At 54.4% G+C, this 19,763-nt stretch carries 15 protein-coding genes; 14 read left to right on the plus strand and 1 reads right to left on the minus strand.

Annotated features, from left to right (window positions below):
• Window positions 1-87 precede the first annotated feature (87 nt).
• Window positions 88-1,842 (minus strand): Rqc2 family fibronectin-binding protein, encoded by a 1,755-nt coding sequence (locus tag ACI1P2_RS10285; RefSeq protein ID WP_355319362.1) that lies wholly within the window; start codon window positions 1,840-1,842, stop codon window positions 88-90.
• 266 nt (window positions 1,843-2,108) lie between these two features.
• Here ACI1P2_RS10285 and ACI1P2_RS10290 point away from each other — a divergent pair, with 266 nt between their 5' ends.
• The 14 genes from ACI1P2_RS10290 to rlmN all read left to right on the plus strand — a co-directional run bounded on the left by ACI1P2_RS10290 (window position 2,109) and on the right by rlmN (window position 19,762).
• Window positions 2,109-4,901, plus strand: a complete 2,793-nt coding sequence (locus tag ACI1P2_RS10290) for a calcium-translocating P-type ATPase, SERCA-type (protein ID WP_355319364.1) — start codon at window positions 2,109-2,111, stop codon at window positions 4,899-4,901.
• 138 nt (window positions 4,902-5,039) lie between these two features.
• The gene (dapF, locus tag ACI1P2_RS10295) at window positions 5,040-5,876 is read left to right on the plus strand and encodes a diaminopimelate epimerase (RefSeq protein ID WP_355319366.1); all 837 of its coding nucleotides are present in this window, start codon (window positions 5,040-5,042) and stop codon (window positions 5,874-5,876) included.
• A 390-nt stretch (window positions 5,877-6,266) separates the two neighbouring features.
• Window positions 6,267-7,283: a hypothetical protein gene (locus ACI1P2_RS10300; RefSeq protein WP_355319368.1), complete on the plus strand. Its 1,017-nt coding sequence runs from the start codon at window positions 6,267-6,269 to the stop codon at window positions 7,281-7,283.
• A gap of 303 nt (window positions 7,284-7,586) precedes the next feature.
• Window positions 7,587-9,476, plus strand: a complete 1,890-nt coding sequence (locus tag ACI1P2_RS10305) for a bifunctional homocysteine S-methyltransferase/methylenetetrahydrofolate reductase (RefSeq protein ID WP_355319370.1) — start codon at window positions 7,587-7,589, stop codon at window positions 9,474-9,476.
• 32 nt (window positions 9,477-9,508) lie between these two features.
• Entirely contained in the window at window positions 9,509-10,396 is an 888-nt protein-coding gene (locus ACI1P2_RS10310; protein WP_355319372.1) for a YicC/YloC family endoribonuclease, read from the plus strand.
• A gap of 53 nt (window positions 10,397-10,449) precedes the next feature.
• Complete coding sequence (gene remA, locus ACI1P2_RS10315; protein WP_020615370.1) at window positions 10,450-10,710, plus strand: extracellular matrix/biofilm regulator RemA; 261 nt, start codon at window positions 10,450-10,452, stop codon at window positions 10,708-10,710.
• A 14-nt stretch (window positions 10,711-10,724) separates the two neighbouring features.
• Window positions 10,725-11,294, plus strand: a complete 570-nt coding sequence (gmk, locus tag ACI1P2_RS10320) for a guanylate kinase (protein WP_355319376.1) — start codon at window positions 10,725-10,727, stop codon at window positions 11,292-11,294.
• Window positions 11,295-11,335: 41 nt separating this feature from the next.
• Entirely contained in the window at window positions 11,336-11,536 is a 201-nt protein-coding gene (gene rpoZ / locus ACI1P2_RS10325) for a DNA-directed RNA polymerase subunit omega (protein ID WP_355319378.1), read from the plus strand.
• Window positions 11,537-11,630: 94 nt separating this feature from the next.
• On the plus strand, window positions 11,631-12,848 hold the full coding sequence (coaBC, locus tag ACI1P2_RS10330) for a bifunctional phosphopantothenoylcysteine decarboxylase/phosphopantothenate--cysteine ligase CoaBC (RefSeq protein ID WP_355319380.1): 1,218 nt from the start codon (window positions 11,631-11,633) through the stop codon (window positions 12,846-12,848).
• Window positions 12,849-12,870: 22 nt separating this feature from the next.
• On the plus strand, window positions 12,871-15,408 hold the full coding sequence (gene priA, locus ACI1P2_RS10335; protein ID WP_355319516.1) for a primosomal protein N': 2,538 nt from the start codon (window positions 12,871-12,873) through the stop codon (window positions 15,406-15,408).
• 272 nt (window positions 15,409-15,680) lie between these two features.
• On the plus strand, window positions 15,681-16,172 hold the full coding sequence (gene def / locus ACI1P2_RS10340) for a peptide deformylase (protein ID WP_355319382.1): 492 nt from the start codon (window positions 15,681-15,683) through the stop codon (window positions 16,170-16,172).
• 7 nt (window positions 16,173-16,179) lie between these two features.
• Window positions 16,180-17,133 carry a methionyl-tRNA formyltransferase gene (fmt, locus tag ACI1P2_RS10345; protein ID WP_355319384.1) on the plus strand — a complete coding sequence of 318 codons (954 nt, stop codon included), beginning with the start codon at window positions 16,180-16,182 and terminating at the stop codon, window positions 17,131-17,133.
• Window positions 17,130-18,512 (plus strand): 16S rRNA (cytosine(967)-C(5))-methyltransferase RsmB, encoded by a 1,383-nt coding sequence (gene rsmB / locus ACI1P2_RS10350; RefSeq protein ID WP_355319386.1) that lies wholly within the window; start codon window positions 17,130-17,132, stop codon window positions 18,510-18,512. Before fmt ends, rsmB begins: the two co-directional genes overlap by 4 nt.
• A 209-nt stretch (window positions 18,513-18,721) precedes the next feature.
• Window positions 18,722-19,762, plus strand: a complete 1,041-nt coding sequence (gene rlmN / locus ACI1P2_RS10355; RefSeq protein WP_355319388.1) for a 23S rRNA (adenine(2503)-C(2))-methyltransferase RlmN — start codon at window positions 18,722-18,724, stop codon at window positions 19,760-19,762.
• Window position 19,763: the final 1 nt, after the last annotated feature.

Here is a 19,763-nt window from a genome sequence, read left to right on the forward strand (position 1 = left end):
CAAATCTTAAGAAAAACAGAGGATGAAGCCGCGCAATTTGCGCATTGGCCTCATCCTCTGTTTTTAATTTATAAGCAAGACAGGCTGTCAGCTGCTTTTTACCTTGCCGGGAAGCCGCTTGACAAGCTCTTCATTCGGCGTAATATACAGCGTCCGCTGACGGTCGTAGATGACAAAGCCCGGCTTGGCGCCGCTCGGCTTGCGGACATGGCGGATCAGGGTACAGTCGACGGGAACGCTGCTCGATTGCTTGGCCTGGCTGAAGTAGGCCGCGAGCTGTGCCGCTTCCTCCAGGGTCGCATCCCCGTAGCTGTCCGAGCGAATCACCACATGGGAGCCCGGGATATCCTTGGTGTGAAGCCATGTGTCATTTGGTCCGGCGAGTCTGTTGGTGAGATATTCGTTTTGCAGGTTGTTTTTGCCCACATAAATCTCGATTCCCTCGGAGGAAATGTACTGGTGCAGCGACGGGCGGTCGTTCTTTTTCTTCTTTTTGACCTTCTTGGCCCGGTCCCGCAAATACCCCTGCTGCACCAGTTCTTCCCGGATTTCTTCAATATCGCTCATGGACGCATGCGAGAGCTGTTGAAGCAAATTGTCGATATAGGCGATTTCCTCATGGGTTTTCAGCTGCTGCTCCTCAATCACGGCCAGGCTGTTTTTGTATTTATTGTATTTTTTAAAATAGCGCTGGGCGTTGTCGGAGGGGCTGAGCAGCGGATCGAGCGGAATGGCGATCTCCTTTTGCTCTTCGTCGTAAAAGTTGACAAGCACGGTCTCCTTATCCCCCTTGGATATGGCATGCAGAGAGGCAAAAAGCAGCTCCCCATAAATGCGGTACTGGTCCGCATCCTCAGCTTCCTCCAAATCCCGCTGCAGGTTGTCGAGCTTTTTCACGTTTTTGCTGCGTTCATTTTGCAGGAAGCGCAGCAGGTCGCCTACCCTTTGCTTGACGCTGTCACGTTCCGCCTTATCTCCATAAAAATCCTCCAGGCATTGGCTGATGGAGTCATACGTCTTTGCTTCACCTTCAATCAATCTCAAGGGGATGGTGGAGAAAACGTCCTTTCCTTTCGCATTCAGGCCGGATACAGGCTGGTAGCGGTGCTCCCTGACATCACTCATGATATCTGAAAAAGCCTGCCACAAACGCTCAGTATTCTCCGTTTGTTCGCTTGAATTGAGACCTCCAGCTTTTGCAGACCGCAGTGCAATCTCTGCGGCAATCAGGGGGCTGACCCCGGTAAAGGCGTTCACGATCCACTGTGCCGCGTCTGCCTGCTCCATCTGGAATGCCTCCAGAAAGGCGGCTTTATCCGTCTCCAATGGGTCAAGCTTGTGCTGCTGCGGCGGTTCCGTGTAGGAAAATCCCGGCATGATCACACGGTAGCTGCTGATCGCAGGCGTTACATGATGAATGCCGTCAAGAATTGTATTCGATGCCGGGTCTACCAGGATGATGTTGCTGTGCCGTCCCATTAACTCAATAATGATGCGCTTCTGGGATAGATCACCCAGTTCGTCGCGCTGCCTTATATCCATATGGATGATGCGCTCCATGCCGACCTGCCGGATTTCTTCGATGATGCCGCCTTCGCAGTGCTTGCGCAGCAGCATGCAGAACATGGGAGCTTCTGCCGGATTGATAAAGGTCTGGGCCGTAAAGTGAACGCGCGGATAAGTGGGATTGGCGGACAGCAACAATTTCCCGCTGCCTCCCTGAACCCGTAGGTTAAATACAATGTCCCTTTCATTGGGCTGGTGAATTTTATTAATGCGTGCGCCACGGCAGTTCTGCAGTTCCTGCACGATGGCGCGCGTAACGATTCCGTCTAATGCCATAATTGTAGTTCTCCTGTCATGAATGATAGATAGCGCTCATTGGATCGGATATATATGATTTACCCGTCCTTATATGATACATAAGTTTGGCCCAAAACATAAGACCAGCCTCTGTGATAATTACAGACCTGTCCGAATAGATTGAAGTTAGAGGCTGTCCGGCCGCTGTGAATAGGCGATGCAAGTTATGAGGACAATGTGCCGGACGGAACTGCATCAGCCGACGAACGAACGGATTATGAGAGACCGGGAGGGGAAACGGAAGAATGGAACAAAGGCATTGGCACCAATTGGGCGCGGAGCAGCTGCAGTCAAGCTTGATCGTGGATCCGAAGCGCGGTCTGACGGAGGACGAGGCGGCGCTCCGCCGCAAAGAGGCGGGGTGGAATGAGCTTTCAGAGGGAAAGCGGATTTCACCGATCACACTGCTGCTGAATCAATTTAAAGATTTCATGGTGCTTGTCCTCATGGGCGCGACGCTTGTGTCAGGCCTCTTGGGCGAGTACCTTGACGCCATTACCATCATTGCAATCATACTGCTGAACGGATTGCTCGGTTTTGTCCAGGAATTTCGGGCAGAGCGCTCACTGCGGGCGCTCAAGCAGCTGTCCGCTCCGTCCGCCAAGGTGATCCGGGACGGAAAAAGCATGCTGATTCCCGCAAGAGAGCTTGTTCCGGGAGATATTGTGCAGCTGGAAAGCGGGGACCGCATTCCGGCCGATCTCCGGCTGCTGCATACAAGCAGCTGTGATGTGGAAGAATCGGCTTTGACCGGTGAGTCGGTACCGGTAAGCAAGCACAGCCGGCCGATTCCGGCGGAAGAGGTTCCTCTCGGCGATATGAAAAATATGGGCTTCATGGGAACGATGATCACACGGGGTACGGCCAAAGGCGTTGTCGTCCGCACGGGCATGGATACGGAAATGGGGAAAATCGCAGACCTTATCCAAAACACCGAAGCCCAGGAGACACCGCTTCAGCACAGACTGGAGCAGCTTGGCAAAATTTTGATTTTGGTGGCCCTGGCCTTGACAGTGCTCGTTGTAGTAGCAGGCATTCTGCATGGACAGCCTGCAGTCGCCATGTTTCTTGCAGGGGTCAGCTTGGCGGTGGCGGCAATTCCGGAAGGGCTGCCCGCGATCGTTACGATCGCCCTCGCCCTCGGTGTCCAGCGCATGATCAAACGCAAGGCTATCGTGCGCAAGCTGCCTTCCGTGGAAACGTTGGGCTGCGCTTCGGTCATCTGCTCTGACAAAACAGGAACGCTGACGCAGAACAAAATGACGGTTACCCGGCTCTGGCTCGGCGGACACGAGCTGCAGGTTACCGGTGAGGGATATGAACCGGCAGGAAGCATTCTTGCGGGAAGCCATCCTGCCGATCTGAAGAACGATGAGGCACTGAACAGGCTGCTTCAGGGCGCGGCCCTGTGCAACAATGCGGAAATCGCCCTGGCGGAAGCAGGCGGAGCCCGGGGAAAGAAAAAGAAAGGGGAACAGGAACTGCTGCCCATGTGGGAGCTCAAGGGTGATCCTACGGAAGGCGCCCTCGTTACGCTCGCAGCCAAAGGCGGAGTCACGCAACAGGAGCTCGCAGAGAGTTATACGCGCGAGCAGGAGTACCCTTTTGATTCGGAGCGGAAACGGATGTCTGTGCTTGTTTCGAACAGCAGCGGCGGGCGCTTCATCTTCAGCAAGGGCGCTCCGGACATGCTGCTGGAGCAGTGCACCCGTATTCTGTGGGAAGGCAAAGAAATTCCGCTGACAGGCACGCTGCGCCAGAAGGTGATGGCGGCGAATGAAGGCCTGGCCTCCGAGGCGCTGCGTGTGCTCGGGATCGCTTATCGCGAGCTGCGTTCCCAGGAGCATATCGGCAGCGAATCCGATGCGGAGTCCCAGCTCGTGTTCATCGGTTTGACCGGCATGATCGACCCTCCGCGGCGCGAGGTCAGAGAAGCGATATTGAAATGCCGCCGCGCCGGCATCCGCACAATCATGATTACAGGCGATCACGGTACAACTGCCGAAGCGATCGCCCAGCAGCTCGGCATTCTGCAGCGCGGTTCACAGGTTCTTACAGGCCAGCAGCTGAACAATATGGACGAAGATATGCTGGACAAAGCGGTGGATAGCACGTCCGTGTTCGCGAGAGTTTCTCCGGAGCACAAGCTGCGGATTGTTAAATCACTGCAGCGCAAGGGGCATGTGGTCGCGATGACGGGCGACGGTGTCAATGACGCGCCTGCCGTCAAGGCGGCCGATATCGGTATCGCCATGGGTATTACCGGGACGGACGTTACGAAAGAAGCGGCCTCGCTGGTGCTGAATGACGACAACTTCTCGACAATTGTGGCGGCCATTGAAGAAGGGCGAAACATCTACGAGAATATCCGCAAGTTTATCCGCTATCTGCTCGCCTCCAATGTTGGTGAGATTCTAACGATGTTTTTCGCGATGATGGCCGGGCTGCCGCTGCCGCTGCTGCCGATTCAAATTTTGTGGGTCAATCTGGTCACAGACGGGCTGCCGGCCATGGCGCTCGGGGTTGATCAGCCCGAGAAGGATCTGATGGAGCATCGCCCGCGCGGGGCCAAGGAAAATATTTTCGCCCGCCGGCTCGGCTGGAAAATTATCAGCCGCGGCCTCTTGATCGGCCTCTGCACACTTGCCGCGTTCTGGCTGACGCTTCGAGTGGCTCCGGACAATGCGGCACAGCTGGCCAAAGCACAGTCCGTCGCTTTTGCCACGCTGGTATTGGCACAGCTCATTCATGTATTTGACTGCCGCAGCTCCAGATCCATTTTTCACCGCAACCCGCTGCAGAACGGTTACCTTGTGCTGGCTGTGCTGTCTTCGATCGTTCTGATGCTGGTCGTTATGTACTTCGAGCCGCTGCAACCGATCTTCAAAACGGTGCCGCTTGGCATGCGCGAATGGGCTATTGCCATTGTAGGTGCGGGCATTCCTACATTCCTGATGGGTGCCGGCAGCGTATGGGGAGGGCGCCGCAACCGCCGCAGAAGATCTTTCCTGCAGGGCAACCCGAATCTATCCGCATAAGTCGAAACGATTGTGCGCAGCTCTTTTCCCCCGGCTTGGCGGTGTGCTATCATGAGCTTATGATCGGTAAGGCATGCCGGCGCTGAGCGCCGGCGGCCGCCGACCGGATTGAATGCAGCCGGCAAGGAGTGGGGAAGCTTGCAATTTACGAAAATGCACGGATTAGGTAATGATTTTATTATGATCTACGGAGAGCGGGAGCTGCCGAAGGAAGCGTCTGATTGGGCCGTGAAATGGTGCAGCCGCTTTTTTGGCATAGGTGCAGACGGACTGGTGTTCATTCTGCCCTCGGAGCAGGCTGATTTCAAAATGCGAATTATCAATTCAGATGGCTCTGAAGCAGAGCAATGCGGAAATGCGATTCGCTGTGTCGCCAAATATGTCTATGATCACGGATATACGGACAGGCAAACGCTGACGATTGAAACGCTGGGTGCGGGGGTTCAGCAGGTTGATCTGACGGTTGAGAACGGCCAGGTGAGCTTCGTGCGGGTCGATATGGGCGAGCCCGTGCTGGACGGGCTGCTTATTCCGACGGTGCTGGATGAGAAGCCGGTGCAGAACCGGCTGCTGGAGGCAGGCGGGTCTGCTTTCCGCTTTACGGCCGTATCGATGGGCAATCCGCATTGCGTCATTTATGTGGACGATGCGGCGAAATTTGATCTGAATACCTGGGGGCCAATTTTAGAGGTTCATCCCCTGTTTCCGAAAAAGACGAATGTGGAATTTGCAACTGTGCTCGACCGTCGGCGCATTGAGATGCGCGTATGGGAAAGAGGCGCGGGTCCGACGCTGGCCTGCGGCACGGGCGCGTGCGCCACACTTGTCTCGTCAGTGCTGAACGGGTATACCGGCCGGGAGGCGGTTGTCAGCCTGAAGGGCGGAGATCTGTGGATCGAGTGGGATGAACGGGACAACCGTGTCTACATGACAGGTCCGGCTGAGACCGTTTTTACCGGAACCATGCAAGTGTAACAAGCTGATTGATGCAGGATTATAGGAAGAGGCTGTTCCATGAGTGATTTTCAAAGTTAACAAGCAGCCTCGACTACGAAAATCCTCATGATTTAAAAGGGCGAGTATTGGTGGCTGGATATCCACCAACATTCGCCCTTTCTCCTTCCCTTTGGCCCATTTAAGTTGTACATTCACACGCCTTTTTCAGGTCGTTTGAATGAGGGGGGAGGCGGGTCAACAGCGATTGTAGGAATGCTTCGTTCTCGGAGCGCCACACAACTTTCGAAAATATGCCCCAGGTCATCATAGGACAGGAATTTTTGTCACTTTTCAGAAACTCCTGTCTGTTTTGCGTGCAAAAAAACGTTATAATCATAGGGAATGAGCGAGAAGGAGGCAGTAAGACGAATGCGGAAAAAAGGATGGTTAGTTGCAGCGACGGTGGTGATTTTGCTTATGGCTGCGGTTCCTGCCCAAGCGGCATCTGTTCCTTCAACCGGAGAAACGACGGTCAAAACCGTTTCATCTCTGACACCGACGGTAACCAGCCGTCTGGAGGAAGCTGTGAAAAAAATGGCCGGGAGCGAGGCTTTCTCTTTTGATACGGTCATGGATATGGGGAAAACATGGATCGTTGAAGGAGAACTGAATGATGGGTCGGCCGTGTTCCAGACGGAATACAATAAAGTGAACAGCAGAGTGGAGTCCACCACCTTAAGATACAAAATAGGGAGTATGGACCAGGTGCTGCCTTCCGAGTTGAAGAAAAAAGTGCTCAGGGCCATCGAATCCTTTGACAAGAACAAAAGCCTGGAGTTTGAAGCATTTTGGCGCGTGCATTCGCCGTATCAGAACAACGAACCGAAGGACTACTGGGTATTCTGGGGAGCGGGGGACAGCTCTTCATCACTGTATGTGGACATTGCAGACGAAAACCGCATTTCCATTCATGCTGAATATCCGCTCGCAAATGTGAATGCCAAGCTGGTGACACGCGCGGAGAATGCCATCCGGAACACCTGGGGCAAATCGGTTGCCATCGCCCATGCTTCGCGGCATAAAGACGAAGCAGACGGGGGCTTTTACTGGCTGTTCGAGGATGCGAATGAATCAAGCAGCGTTAAGATTGGGGCCGTGACGGGAAGAGTGCTCAAGGTATCCACTCCTCAGACCGACTGGAAGAGTGACCGTGACTTTGCGGCTTCGTTCTCCGTGCCGAAATATACGCCGGAGCAAGCCAAGAAAGCAGCGGCAGTCAAAGCAAAAAGGTTATTTAACATGAGTTTGTCCGGCTACACCGTAGAGATTGATAAGAATACCTACACCTTCACCAGAAAGGGGCAGGCTGTCCTCACCGCCAAAATAAACAAAAAAGGCGTCTTTTATGAACTGAGTCTCTCTCCGTCCAATGGAAAGCTTCAATAACGATGTTAATCTTTTGTCTTAAGATATTAGAAAGTATAAACTTCTTGGTATAAGCTTCCTGGAATCGCAAGAAAAACTACCGCTAAACGCGGTCTGTCTTCTTTGAGTGTACATCGATAGATGTTTTTCTTAAGATATTAGAAAGTATAAACTTCCTGGAATAATCATCCTAATATCGCAAGAAAAACTACCGCTAAACGCGGTCTGGCTTCTGTGAATGTACGTCGATAGATGTTTTTCTTATGTTCCGGTAAGGTTTATGTTACATTAGTATGAAACAAAATGACGGGGTGAAGGAAGCAGATGAAAGCGGATTTGCGCACGGCATGGAAAAAGGAAGTACTGGTCGGGGACGGCGCTATGGGAACATTTTTGTATCAGCTGGGTTTTCCGGTCGGAATTTCCTATGAGGAACTGAACCTGACCTCTCCGGAGGTGATCGCGGATGTTCACCGCCGTTATTTGCAGGCTGGCGCCCGTGTGCTGGAGACCAATACGTATTCGGCCAATGCCTATAAGCTTGGCAAGTTTGGCCTCGAATCCAAGGTGGATGAAATCAACCGGGCCGGTGTCAGAATCGCACGCCAGGCAGCCGGGCCAGATAACTATGTCGTGGGGGCCATGGGCTCTATTTATGGAGCCAAGCGCATTAATATTACGGATCAGGAACTGAACCGAAACTTTGATCAGCAGATTACCGCTTTGCTTGCAGAAGGTGTGGACGGAATGCTGCTGGAAACGTTTTATGAGCTGGAGGAAATGCGCACAGCCCTGCGTTGTATCCGGGCATACAGCGATTTGCCGGTCATCTGCCAGTTCGCTGTGGATCAGGTTGGCATGACCCGCGACGGTTACAGCATCAAGGAGGCGTTTGCCGCTCTGCTCGATGAGGGGGCGGATGTGCTCGGCTTCAACTGCCATTCCGGACCGCAAGGTATTATGAGCGTAGTGGAGTCACTGGACGGACCTCTGGAAGTCCCGCTGTCCGTCTTCCCTAATGCAGGTTTGGCGGATTACGTAGAGGGCCGGTATGTATACGGAGCAGGGCCGGAGTATATGGCGGAGTGTGCGGTTTCCTTTGCAGACCGGGGAGCCAGACTGATTGGAGGCTGCTGCGGCACAACACCTGAGCATATTGCTGCCATCACGGCTGCACTGCAGGGATATATTCCGGCGGCGCTGCCTGAAAAGCCTGCGGCGGCATCAATCCGCCCATCGGTATTTATGAATGCTAACGGTGTAGAGGATCAAGCGGCTGGCGCTCCCCCGCAGGAACCTACGATTGTTGATCTTGTAAAGCAGCGGCATACGGTCATTGTAGAGCTGGATCCGCCTCGTGATCTGGATATCACGAAGTTTATGGAGGGCTCACGTGCCCTGAAGGCCGCAGGAGTGGATGCGTTAACGATGGCGGATAACTCGCTGGCTGTGACACGCATGAGCAATATGGCGCTCGGCCACTTGGTCCGCAGTGAAGTGGGGATACGCCCGCTCATCCATATCGCCTGCCGTGACCGCAATTCCATCGGAACCCAGTCGCATATGATGGGCTTTGACGCCCTCGGTATCGATCATGTGCTTGCGGTGACGGGAGATCCGGCGCGGTTCGGGGATCTGCCGGGCTCCAGCTCCGTTTATGATATGACCTCATTTGAAATCATCCGTATGATCAAACAGCTGAACGACGGAGTTGCCTTCTCGGGCAAGCCGCTGAAGCAAAAGGCAAAATTCGTTGTGGGCGCAGCTTTCAATCCGAACGTCAAGCACTTGAACAAGGCTGTGGAGAGGCTTGAGAAAAAAATCGCCGCAGGGGCGGACTACATCATGACGCAGCCGGTTTATGATATCGAGCTGATTGCGGAGATCAAGCGTCAGACGGCCCATTTGGAGACACCGATCTTCATCGGCATCATGCCGCTGGCCAGCGGGCGCAATGCGGAATATCTTCATAACGAGGTACCGGGCATTCAGCTCTCGGATGCGGTACGCTCCCGGATGTCAGGCCTGCAGGGGCCGGAAGGACGGGCGATGGGCGTTGCAATCGCCAAGGAATTGGTAGATGCCGCAATGGATCATTTTAACGGAATTTATCTTATGACACCGTTCATGTTCTATGAAATGTCCGCCGAGCTGACCTCCTACATTTGGGAAAAATCCGGACACCGTCCGTCCCACTTGTTTCGTTCAACATAATCCATTAAAATAGTGTAATGGATGTGATGCCGATGTCATTGAGTATGACCGGATACGGTCAAGCCGTTCTTTATCACGGAGGCTATAAAGTGCGCTTTGAGGTGAAGTCCGTAAATCACAGGTATTGCGAGGTGATGATGCGGATTCCGCGTGAATGGGCCCGTTTTGAAGACGGCTTGAGAAAAGAGGTACAGCGGCAGGTGAAGAGAGGCCGCGTAGATGTCTTCATTCAAAAGGAACGGGATGAGGGACAGGACTCGTACGTACAGTTAAACGAACCGGTAGTGCAAGCATATCTGGAGACCGCCGAGCTGCTTGCTGACAAATACGGCCTCGACAGGAGGATCGGAGTCAGCGAGCTGCTCTCCCTCCCGAATGTGTGGGTCGACCGGGACAGCATCGACGAAGCGGATGACCCGGAATGGGAGCAGCTTCTTCTTGACGGCCTGGGAGAGGCTGTCGCCGGAATGCTAGAGATGCGACGCCGGGAAGGCCGGGTGCTGGCCGCAGACCTGAACAGCCGGATCGAGCGGCTGGAAGTGCTGCACAGCGAGCTTGCCGCTCTCGCGCCTACAGTTGTAGCCGATTACCGCAACCGGCTGAAGCAGAGGCTTGCAGAGTTGCAGGATGGCGCTCTTCTGCCGGATGAGCAAAGGCTGGGGATGGAGATAGCGCTTTTCGCAGATCGGTCCAATATCGATGAAGAACTGACCCGGCTGCGAAGTCATTTAGGCCAATGCAGGAATCTCCTGCTTTCGGACGAGCCCGCCGGCCGTAAACTTGATTTTTTGATCCAGGAACTGAACAGGGAAGTCAATACGATCGGCTCCAAAGCCAATCATCTTGAATTGGTGAACCGCGTGGTTGATATGAAAGCGGAACTGGAGAAGATTCGCGAACAAGCCGCGAATATGGAATAGCTTCCCGCTGGCTTGGCGGCAACAGTCATTTATATAGGAGGAAATACCTGAATATGGCAATCAAATTGATTAATATCGGCTTCGGCAATATTGTGTCGGCCAATAGAATTATCTCCATCGTCAGCCCGGAATCCGCTCCGATCAAACGGATCATTCAGGAAGCGCGTGACCGGCATATGCTGATTGATGCGACATATGGCCGCCGGACCAGGGCGGTTATTATTACGGACAGCGATCATGTGATCCTGTCGGCGGTGCAGCCGGAAACGGTGGCACACCGTCTATCCACCAAAGATGATGATCATGACGAATAAAAATGGAGAGTAATATGGCTAAGGGATTATTAATCGTTTTATCCGGACCTTCGGGTGTCGGCAAAGGAACAGTAGGAAATGCGCTCCGCAAGCGTCTGCCGGAACTGACTTACTCGGTGTCGGCAACGACCCGCCAGCCTCGGCAGGGCGAGGAGAACGGAGTGAACTATTTTTTCAGGACAAGAGAGCAGTTTCTCGAAATGATCGAGAAAGACGAGCTGCTTGAATACGCGGAATACGTAGGCAATTATTACGGGACTCCGCGGGATTTTGTGGAGCAGACGCTCGAGCAGGGGAAAGATATTTTTCTGGAGATTGAAGTTCAGGGAGCACTCAAGGTAAAGGAGAAATTCCCTGAAGGAATTTTTATTTTCCTGCTGCCTCCTTCGCTTGACGAACTGAAGGATCGGATCCGCGGGCGCGGGACGGAGACCCAGGCCACCATTGATCACCGGATGTCTGTTGCGGTTGATGAGATGAATTTGATGCAGCATTACGATTATGCTGTAGTCAATGACGAGATTGATTTGGCGTGTAAAAGAATAGAATCAATTATTATCGCCGAACATTGTAAAATCCGCTGATTTATGGAATACCTAATATTTTGTAGAAGAGGTGTCTGTTCATGCTGTATCCTTCCATAGACGAAATGATGAATAAAGTTGACAGTAAATATTCACTCGTCGTTGCCGCTTCCCGCCGCGCCAGACTGCTGCGCGAGGGTGAGAAGAGTGAATTGAAGCAGGCCAGATCGCATAAGCAGGTTGGTGTGGCGCTGGAGGAGATTTACAACGATTTGTTGAAAGTGGAGCGCCTGGAAGACTGATTTCTGCCTGGCGACAAATAAAAAAAGGCGTTTCAGCCGTTCTTTTTTTGACAACCGCAAGGTTGTTATTTTTTTCTCTAAGGAGGAGTGGAGCATGTTGGATGGAAAAAAAATCTTGCTGGGGGTTACTGGTGGCATTGCCGCTTATAAAGCAGCCGCATTGACCAGTAAGTTAACCCAAAAGGGAGCGGACGTACATGTCATCATGACCGCCTCCGCCCAGAAATTTATTACTGATCTTACGCTGCAGACACTCTCGCGCAACCCGGTTTACACCGATACCTTTGATGAGAGGCAGCCTGAGGTCGTGTCCCATATCCATTTGGCCGATTCCGCGGATTTGGTTCTCATTGCACCGGCTACGGCAAACATGATTGCCAAAATAGCGCATGGGCTGGCGGATGACATGCTATCCACCACACTGCTTGCAACCACGGCACCTATTATGGTGGCTCCCGCAATGAATGTGCATATGTACGACCATCCCGCGGTGATAGACAATATGCGGACGCTGGTATCCCGTGGTGTCATGATGATTGAGCCAGGAAATGGACAGCTTGCCTGCGGATATGTTGGCAAAGGCCGGCTGGAAGAGCCGGAGACGATTGTGGAGATCGTCGAGCGTTATTTCACGGAGAAGGATAAGCCGGCATTACCGCAGCTGCTGCAGGGGCGCAAGGTGATCGTTACGGCTGGCGGGACGGTGGAGCGCCTGGACCCTGTCCGCTATATTACGAATGATTCGTCGGGCAAAATGGGCTTTGCTATCGCAAGGGCCGCCAGACAAATGGGAGCGGATGTGCGAATTATTGCCGGAAATACAACCGTTGCGCCTCCGGAAGGAATGGCGGTAGAACGGGTAGGTTCGGCGCAAGATATGTATGAGGCTGTCACGAGACATTGGGAAGATTGCAGCATGCTGGTTATGGCGGCGGCAGTAGCCGATTACCGGCCGAAGGAGGAAGCCCCGACGAAGCTTAAGAAACAGGGCGATACGCTGCAGCTGGAGCTAGTGAAGACAGTGGATATTCTTGAATCGCTCGGACAGCATAAAACACAGCAGTTCCTGGTCGGATTTGCCGCGGAAACGGAGCAGTTGGACAGCTACGCGCGGGAGAAGCTGGCACGTAAAAACTGCGACCTGCTGGTGGCCAATGATGTTACCGTGGAAGGAGCCGGTTTTGGCACGGACACCAATGCGGTACACATCTACGACCGCAATGGTCTTGTTGAACAGCTGCCCGTCATGTCCAAGAACGAGGTAGCCCGCCGTCTGCTGACCGCCGCCGCTGCCCGGATGGGTGAGGCGTGAGAGGATGGGGGCATCGGACGGTATGGATATTGCCAAAGTGATCGTGGATGTGCCGGCCAAGGATACGGACCGTACCTTTGATTATCTGATTCCCGGCTCAATGCGATCATGGATTGAACCGGGCAGCCGGGTTGCCGTCCCTTTCGGCAAACGTACGGTGCAAGGGTTTGTCACTTCGGTGCAGCCGCAGGAGGAGCCGTCCCGCTTCAAGCTGCGGCCGATCCAGGAGCTGCTGGATCTCGTTCCACCGCTGTCTCCCGACCTGGTGAAGCTGGGCGAATGGATGAGCGAGCGTTATGCGTGCAACCGGATTCTGGCGCTGCAGGCCATGATTCCGACAGCGCTCAAGGGCAAAGCGGAACGCTATATCTCCCTGGCTGACCGTCTGCTGGATGACGAAGTGCCGGTTAGGACCGGCGCGCTTCTGGCGGATGACGGCATGAGCGATCCGGCGGAGCGGAGGATCGTGACCTATATCCGCAGCAAACAGCAGGTCGCGCTGCAGGCGTTGAGCCGGCAGTTTCCGCAGGAGGCGGCGGCCATCAAATCGCTGCTGCGGCGGGGGGTGCTGCAGGAAAGCCAGATGATCAAGGACAAGCTGCAGAAGAAAATGTTAAAAGCGGTGGATCTGGCGGTCCCGGCAGGGGAAGCTGAAGCCGCGCTCGGCGATTTTCCCAAAAAAGCGCAGCGCCAGAAAGAAGTACTGGCCTTCATGCTTGAACGCAAGGAATTTCTGCCCCTCCCGTTGAAGGAGGTGCTTGCTTCCCTGCACGTGTCGGCGGCTGCCGTCAAGGCGCTTGAAAACAAGGGTTTCCTCCGGCTGGAGGATGTGGAGGTGTTCCGCGACCCTTACCGCGGCAGGCACTTTAAGCCGACACAGCCGCTCAAGCTTACCGCCGAACAGCAGCATGTTTTTGACCGGGTCAACCGGCAACTGGATACGCGTGAGCAGGGGGCATTCCTGCTTCATGGCGTCACCGGCAGCGGTAAAACCGAAATCTATCTGCAATGCATCAGCCGCTGTATTGAGCAGGGGAGAGAGGCGATCGTGCTCGTTCCGGAAATTTCGCTAACCCCGCAGATGGTGGAACGCTTCAAAGGCCGGTTCGGCGACCAGGTGGCGGTCATGCACAGCCGGCTGTCGGGCGGGGAGCGGTATGATGAATGGCGTAAAATACGGGAAGGACGTGTCAAGGTTGCCATTGGAGCCCGGTCCGCCGTGTTTGCTCCTTTTGCCAATCTCGGACTGATTATTATGGATGAAGAGCATGAATCGTCCTATAAGCAGGAAGAAACGCCGAAATACCATGCACGTGATGTTGCAATCCGACGTTCGCATCAGCACGGTGCGGTTGTCATACTCGGCTCTGCAACCCCGGCGCTGGAAACCTACCATGCGGCGCGCTCGCAGAGCAATGACGAGTTTGCCCCGCTGCTGCTTGAAATGCATACCCGCGCCCTCGGCAACACGCTGCCCGAGGTACGCATTGTTGATATGCGCGAGGAGCTGCGGGAGGGCAACCGTTCCATGTTCAGCCGGGCGCTGCATGAGGGAATCGCCAGCAGGCTGGAACGTGGGGAACAGACGGTGCTGCTTTTGAACCGACGAGGTTATTCCACCTTCGTCATGTGCCGCAGCTGCGGTTACGTGGCAGGCTGCCCGGAGTGCGACATTTCGCTGACCTATCATCAGCGTTCCAATAACCTGCGCTGCCACTATTGCGGTTATGCGGCGCCCGCTCCGGAGGTTTGTCCGGATTGCGGGAGCGAGCATATCCGCTATTTCGGAACAGGGACCCAGCGTGTGGAGGAGGAACTGGCCAAGCTGTTCCCCGGCATACGCGTCATCCGTATGGATGTGGACACGACAACGGAAAAAGGCTCGCATGAGAAGCTGCTGGCACGGTTCAGGGAGAAAAAAGCCGATGTCCTGCTCGGCACGCAAATGGTGGCCAAGGGGCTTGATTTTCCCGATGTGACGCTGGTCGGGGTCATTACGGCGGATTCTTCGCTCAATCTGCCGGACTTCCGGGCGGCGGAGAAAACGTTTCAGCTGCTGACACAGGTGGCTGGAAGGGCCGGTAGGCATCAGCTCCCAGGTGAGGTATTTATCCAGTCCTATACCCCGGATCATTATTCCATCATTCATGCGAGCCGCCATGATTACACTTCTTTTATCCGGGATGAGCTGAAGCACCGTCGCAGTTTGCACTATCCGCCGTACTGCCGTCTGATTTTGGTGACTCTTTCACATGAGCAGCTGCCTGTCTTGGTGAGGCTGGCGGAGAATTTCAGGACGACCCTGGAGGGAAAGGCAAGAAAGCTGGGCTGGTTCGGGGATATGGACCGTTTTACGACAGACGTGCTGGATATCCTTGGGCCTGTGGCTTCACCGGTGCCGAGAATCAAAAATAGATACAGGTTTCAATGTATGATAAAATGGCGTGGACAAATCGATGCTGTCGGACTGGTCAGGAATGTGGCGGATGAGCTGGCGGATGCCGTTCAGCGCCAGAATCTGCAGATCAGCCTCGATGTCGATCCGCAAATGTTGATGTAGGACTTGTGGAAAAGGCATATATATCCGAGGGACGGCGTTATGAATATAATATTAGTACGTGTTCAAAAAGTCAGGTTTTCAGCACCAAGAAGGTTGGATGAAGCTAGGGACTGAGGAGCGGAGCGTACGTGGGGTACGTGAGCACCGGAAGGCCCGGCTGAATTCAAGATTCGATGTCGAGTCCGCTTCCTGATTTACTTCGTGATCAAAATATGACTTTTTGAACTACCTCTATCAGCATAGTACAGTTTCCTAAGGCAGGAGTGATATGAATGGCAATTCGTTTTATCGTTAAAGAACCTGATGAAGTGCTTCATAAAGTAGCAAAGGAAGTTACAAAAATTACGCCCAACGTGCAGAAGCTGCTGGACGATATGGCGGACACGATGTATGACGCGGAGGGTGTTGGTCTGGCCGCCCCTCAGGTTGGGATTCTGAAGCGGCTGATCGTGGTGGACGCCGGCGACGAGCACGGGCTGATCAAGATGATCAATCCGGAAATTGTGGAAAAGGACGGCGAACAGTTCGGACCGGAGGGCTGCCTGAGCATTCCGGGATTAAACGGGGATGTGCGCCGTGCCGAGAAGGTGACGGTCAAAGGACTTGACCGCGAAGGAAAGCCGCTGACTGTCACGGCTACCGGTCTTCTGTCCCGCGCTTTCCAGCATGAGATCGATCATCTGAATGGCGTTCTGTTTACGGATATTGCGGAAAAGGTGTATGACGCCACGGCAGATGAGGCGGGATCTAACGGTAAGGAGTGAGCATCCAATGAAGGATGAAATTCGGATCGTCTTTATGGGCACACCCGACTTCGCTGTGCCCTCCCTTGAGGCTCTGCTGGAAGATGGTTACAACGTTGTGGGCGTGGTAACCCAGCCGGATAAGCCGCAGGGACGTAAAAAAATATTAACACCGCCGCCTGTCAAGGAGGCGGCTGTTAAGCATGGCCTCCCGGTGATGCAGCCCCAGCGGCTGCGCTTGCCGGAGGCTGTAGCCGAGTTGGCGCAATGGAAGCCGGATGTCATCGTCACGGCGGCTTACGGGCAGATTCTGCCCAAGGCTGTGCTGGACATGCCTCAATTCGGCTGTCTGAACGTGCACGGCTCCCTGCTCCCGCGCTACCGCGGGGGAGCGCCTATCCAACGCGCCATCATCAACGGCGAGACCATGACGGGCGTGACGCTGATGTACATGGCGGAAGGCCTTGATACGGGGGATATGATCGCCAAGGTGGAGGTTCCCATCGAGCCTGAGGATACGTCCGGTACGGTATTTGCCAGGCTTAGCACGGCCGGAGCACAGCTGCTGCGCGAGCAGCTTCCGCTTCTGCTGGCAGGCAAGGCAGGCAGAACACCGCAGAACGACAATGAGGCTACATATGCGTCCAACCTGACACGCGAGGATGAGAAAATTGACTGGCAGCATTCCTCCCAGGCCATCTACAACCGGATTCGCGGGCTCGTTCCATTCTCCGGCGCGTTTACGCTGTGGGACGGAAATGTGTTCAAAATCTGGGCGGCCAAGCGTCCTGAAGCCGGGCAGCGATCAGCAGGCGGCGAAGCGCCGGGAACCGTGCTGAACCTGACGGATGAAGGGATTGAAGTGCGTACCGGCGACGGTTCCATCTGGCTGACCGAGGTTCAGCCTGCCGGCAAGAAGGTGATGGCGGCCGGGCAGTTCGCACGCGGTGGCCAAATGAAGCCTGGTACGGTGCTTGCATGAAGAACGGAGCGAACACAGGCGGCGCGCGCAAATTGACAGCCCGTGAAGTGGCGCTGAATATCCTGACGGGGATCGACCAGGAGGGAGCTTACAGCAATCTGGAGCTGAATAAAAGCCTGCAGCAGGCCCGGCTGTCGGCGGCGGATGCGGGGCTTGTTACGGAGCTGGTATACGGGACAACCGCACGCCGCAATACACTGGATTATTATTTGAACCGTTTCGTGCAAAAAGGAACGGCCAAGCTGCAGCCATGGGTGCGCAGCCTGCTGCGCATGAGCGTGTACCAGATCGTATATCTGGACCGGATCCCGGATCACGCCGTCGTCAGCGAAGCGGTGAACTTGGCCAAGCGGCGGGGGCATCAAGGAATTTCCGGCATGGTGAACGGTGTGCTGCGCAGCATGCTGCGAGAGCCGGAGAAGCTGCGGCTGCCGGACAACCTGCCGGCGGCCGAGCGGATTGCGCTGGAGCATTCCCATCCGGAGTGGCTCGTCAAGCGCTGGATCGCGCAGTACGGGGAGGAGACGGCGGAAGCGATCTGCCGTGCCAACAACGAGCCGCCTGCAGTCAGTGTGCGGGTGAACACCACGATGATCAGTCGGGAACGGCTGCTGGAGGAAATGAAGGCCGCCGGGCTCGACGTGGTTCCATCAAGAGTCAGCCCTTACGGGATTATCGTGCGCAGTGGCGGTAACATGGCCCTGACCTCCTGGTACAGGGACGGATTGCTCTCTGTTCAGGACGAGAGTTCCATGCTGGTTGCTGAGGCGGTTGCTCCGGCGCCGGACATGCTTGTACTGGACTGCTGCGCAGCTCCTGGCGGCAAAACGGCGCATATCGGGGAGATTATGAAAGACCGCGGCCGCATTATCGCTAACGATCTCCATCCTCACAAAAAGAATCTGATCCGGGAGCAGGCGGACAGGCTTGGCCTGGAATGCATTGAAACGGTCACCGGCGATGCTTCCGCCCTGCCGGACTGTTATCCTACGGCATCGTTTGACCGTATTTTGCTGGACGCCCCCTGCTCGGGCTTCGGGGTAATCCGCCGCAAGCCTGACTTGCGCTGGAGCAAATCACTGGAGGATGTTGAAGCGATAGCCTCCCTGCAGGCAGAGCTGCTTGACCGTGTATCGGCGCTATTGAAGCCTGGCGGCCTGCTTGTTTACAGCACCTGCACGATTGAACCGAACGAAAACGAAGGGCAGATCGAGCTTTTTCTGAAGGAGCATCCTGATTTCAGGCGTATGGAGGAGCAGGATGCTGAATGGGGAGGCGCGGCCGCAGAGCTGAGTGAGCGCGGAGCCCTGCAGATTCTGCCCCAGCATTTTCACAGTGACGGCTTTTATATTGCACGGCTGCAGAGATGCGATAACTAACGGTGATCCTGGATTGCAACGATCTACACTGAATACCTTGCCGCCGGGCTGAATGTTCGGCGGTTTTCTCTTTTTTTCGGCTATAAACCCGGGTTGGTCATGAAAATTTTTTACCCCTTCTTTCATTTGTGCTAAAATAGGAGGAATGAAAAACAATATACTCATGGCCAAGAACATAAAAATGAAGAAAGTACAGGTGCGAAACTACAATGAAACCTTTTATATATGACTATACGCTGGAGGAGCTGCAGGCTTGGGCCACCGAGAACGGAGAATCCGCTTTTCGCGGCGCTCAGATTTTCGACTGGCTCTATGTGAAGCGGGTCAATGAATTCAGTGAGATGACCAATCTGTCCAAGGCTTTGCGCGAGAAGCTTGAGGAGCAGTTCAGCTTCGTAACGCTGCAGGAGATTACAAAGCTCGAATCCAAGGACGGAACCGTCAAGTTTCTGTTCGGTCTCCATGATGATCATGCCATTGAGACGGTTATAATGAAGCATAATTACGGCAACAGCATCTGTGTGACCACCCAGGTCGGCTGCCGCATCGGCTGCACGTTCTGCGCGTCCACCCTGGGAGGGCTCAAGCGGAATCTTACGGCTGGGGAGATTGTGGCTCAGGTTGTACAGGCGCAGAAGATTCTTGACCGCAAAGGCGAGCGGGTCAGCAGCATTGTGATCATGGGCTCGGGCGAGCCGTTTGAGAACTATGAAGCGACGATGAAGTTCCTGCGCACTATGATTCATGAAAAAGGTCTCAATATCGGACAGCGTCATATTACAGTATCCACCAGCGGCATTGTGCCGAACATCTATAAATTTGCCGATGAGGATACACAGATCAATTTGGCGATTTCCATCCATGCGCCGAATGATGCGCTGCGGTCCAAGCTGATGCCTGTGAACCGGAGATATCCTTTTCAGGATGTTATGGAGTCTCTCCGCTATTATTTGGCGAAAACCGGCCGCCGCATCACGTTTGAATACGCGCTGATCGGTGGTGTAAATGATCAGGAGGAGCATGCCGAAGAGCTGGGCGAAGTCTTGAAGGATATGCTGTGTCACGTCAATCTTATTCCGGTCAATCATGTGCCTGAACGCAAATATGTGCGCACTTCCCGGAACGATATTTTCAAGTTTCAGCGCAAGCTGGCTGAGAAGGGGATTAACGTGACCATCCGCCGCGAGCAGGGGCATGATATCGCTGCCGCCTGCGGACAGCTGCGTGCAAAGCATATGGAGTTGAGGTGAG

This window comes from Paenibacillus jiangxiensis (assembly GCF_046098255.1).
GTDB lineage: Bacteria > Bacillota > Bacilli > Paenibacillales > Paenibacillaceae > Paenibacillus > Paenibacillus jiagnxiensis.